We start from the raw sequence: 3195 nt of genomic DNA on the forward strand, positions 1-3195 counted from the left end.
TAGAGGTTGGATTAGGCTTTAATGCGCGGTTGTCCGGAAACTTTTTGCTTCAGGCTGATATGATTTATCAACATAAGCTAACGAAGGCTGGTTTTTCTGGGGCTAGTTTTTCGGGGGGAGTTCGCTATCAGTTTTAGCAATCATATTTTTGACCAAATCTTTAAAAAGTCATAAGCGTAACTTATGACTTTTTTTCTTGTGTTAAATTTTTTGAAATATAGATATCTTGCACGCCTTAAATGTGCTTTCTGGTTGGATTTCTTCAATTCTTTGTGAGAAGTGAAATCGATTCTTTGTGTTTAATAATTTTAAAATTGATTATTTTATAGAGATTTGTTTGTGTTATTATCAGAGGTTGATTGATAAAGATCATTCATTGTTGTGGCTTGATTTAGAGTGCTGAATACAAGAATATTCTCTCATCTCAATCTCTTTTTTGATGAATTAACAAAAATCATTTATTCGCATATTACAAATCGAATTGGTATATAGGACGCAAAGCCATTTTATGGAAAGCTCTAAATGCCTCTTAAAACCGTTTCAATGCAAAGCATTCGTAATATTTTAAGTTCAAAAATAAAATAGTGGTACTGCTTGTATTTTTCTAAGTGTAAGAATGATAAAGTTTCATGGATCTTATCTTTTTTATGGGTCGTATTGTGAGATAGAATTGAAGGCATAAGAAATATTTTTTTAAGAAAGTGCGTGGATGCGTTACACAATGGTGTGCCGTTTTTCATGGAATACATGATTAAAGAACGAAACAAACAAAAATGAACAATATGTACTCTTTTAAAAATATTGCTGTAAATGCTTTTGAAAGTTGTAAAGTCGAATGAAAAAAGGCGATAAGATAGAAACTGGTTTTTATTTTATATCTTTTCAAAATTAGGCAGTCGCTCTATTTCAGGGGTAAATTAGACAGATATACACAGTGGTCTTATGCCACTTTTGCATATAGAGGCTGTGGCTATTTATAGAGTGTTGATCTGTCTCAGTCTTTGTTTTTAGAGCGTTGCATAATTCTAGGTGTTGATTTGCAGACAACATAAAGTAATTAATTTATGAATACAAACTCACTAAAGTTATTTTGGATAACTGCTTTTAGTGCATTTCATATCGTTTTTCATCTGTATTTACATAAAATCCTTTGTAAAAACCACAAATTTGGATTGTGTTTTTTATTCTGTATTTACATAAAAAACAAAACGAATTAATAAGGCGAAAAATATTTTATAAAATGTGTTAAATCTGGCTTGTGTTCAAGTTGGTTTGATTGGATGTGTATTCTTAATCAGGTGGGGAAAGAAATTATGGTGAAATTATGGTCAAGATATTGAAAAATCATCTCTCTTTATGTGCTTTAACTACGGTTAGCATTTTTTTTTCACACAATGTTCAAATACAGGCTAGTGCCCCTGATAATAAGGCGCAGCCTGCTTCTGTTGTTAATGTTGTGGCACAAAATGATACCAGTAAATTTTCATGTGAAGAAAACGGTGCATTTTGTCGGTACAATGATGGTAAAAATCATGACATTTCTAACAAAACTTATCAGAAAACTGATAACAATGCGGATGAGACTGTTGCCATACAAGCCTCTAAAGAAGGGACGAAGATTAAAGGGAATAATATCACTATTAAGGATGCTTCAAATAATAATGGTTCGGATAAAAATTTTTGGAAGTATGGTGTAATGGCGGATGATGGGGGATTTGTTGAGATAGAAAAAGGAGCGATCGACTTTACAAACGGTACTGCGGTTTATACAGGAGCAGATGCGACAGTCTATTTACAAGGGGTTTCTATTATTCAAAAGGGTAGCCAAGAAAAGAATATAGGAAGACATGGTAAAAATTCGGTTTTAGAGATGCCCAGATCTTTTGGCCGTTTCGCTTTTGCGCTAGGGAGCGTTAAGGTTACCGATGCCCATGGCATTTCATTGCAAGGAAATGAGAACGATTTGGATATTGCAGGTTCTACTTTTGTGGTGGAAGGTGATGCATCCTACGGTATTCATTTTTGGGAAGGAGAAGAGGCCAAAGATCAGCAATATAAAAGTTCTGAGACAAAAGAGAAACTTTATAGTTTTTATGATGATGACGCGTTGTTTGGGAGTTTACCACAAACAGATTTACCCATGCGAGGATATGTCGTTTTACAGGCAAGCTCTTTTGAAGTTCCCAAAAGTATAGTTATTTACAGCAGAAAATCTGGTGCTCTTATTGATGTTAAGCAAGATTCCAAAATGTCTGGAGATTTGTTGTTGAAGGGTGAGAATGACTCTTTTGTGAAGGTTTCGGCTGATAGTTCTGCGCTTATAGGGGGGGTGCGTCTTGATAAAAATTCCACTGCTGAATTTCGGCTGAGGAATGGATCAAAATGGACTTTAACGCGACCGAAAAATCAAAACTTGCGCGATTCTGGCTCTATGGGTGTTTCATCGATTTCATTGATACATCTTATTGATAGTTCTATTGTTTTTGAAAAACCAAACTCTAGCGAAGCTGGTAATTATCAAACACTCTGCATTGGAAAGGGATCAGGTGTGGTTTATAAGGCGCAGGGTAATGCACATCTTTATCTCAATACCTATCTGAATAGGGGTGGTCGTCTTGACGATCAGAAAACGGATCGTGTTTTAATTCATGGTGATGTTTCTGGAAAGACGACAGTGCATATACGTGCTGTTTCAGGAAGTCCAGGGGGAGGTACAGGGGTTGAAGGCAGTAACAAAGGTATCTCAATTATTCAGGTTTCTGGGAAGGCAGAGAAGGCTTCCTTTCAGTTAGACGGTGGCTATGTCGCGCTAGAAAATTTACCTTATAAGTATGTGCTCCGTGCTTATGGTCCAGGATCTGAATTAGGGAAGGCAAGTGCGGAACAAAGATTAGTTGAAGGTGGAGGAGAGTTTTGGGATTTCCGCCTCGAGAATGGATATATTGATTCTAATAATCCATCTAATCAAGCTCCCGATTCTAAGCCTCTGCCGACACCTCGTCCTTCACCTGGTCTAGAGCGTTTTCCAGGGCCAGCTCAGAAGCCTCATACTGAGTTGAAAGTTAAGGCTGTTGTTCCGCAAGTTCCGACTTATCTACTCTTGCCCAATAGCATATTCCATGCCGGTTTGATGGATATCAGTAATCAGAACAAGCAATTGGAAATATTACGAACTACATCCAGTGGGATGCTAGA

The 3195-nt window shown here is 36.6% G+C and carries 1 protein-coding gene; it reads left to right on the top strand.

The features are described 5' to 3' along the window. Positions 1-1324 precede the first annotated feature (1324 nt). On the top strand, positions 1325-3195 hold a 1871-nt coding region (locus J7R13_RS08410), incomplete at its 3' end, for an autotransporter outer membrane beta-barrel domain-containing protein (RefSeq protein ID WP_208438269.1).

Source organism: Bartonella taylorii 8TBB (genome assembly GCF_902825155.1).
GTDB lineage: Bacteria > Pseudomonadota > Alphaproteobacteria > Rhizobiales > Rhizobiaceae > Bartonella > Bartonella taylorii_A.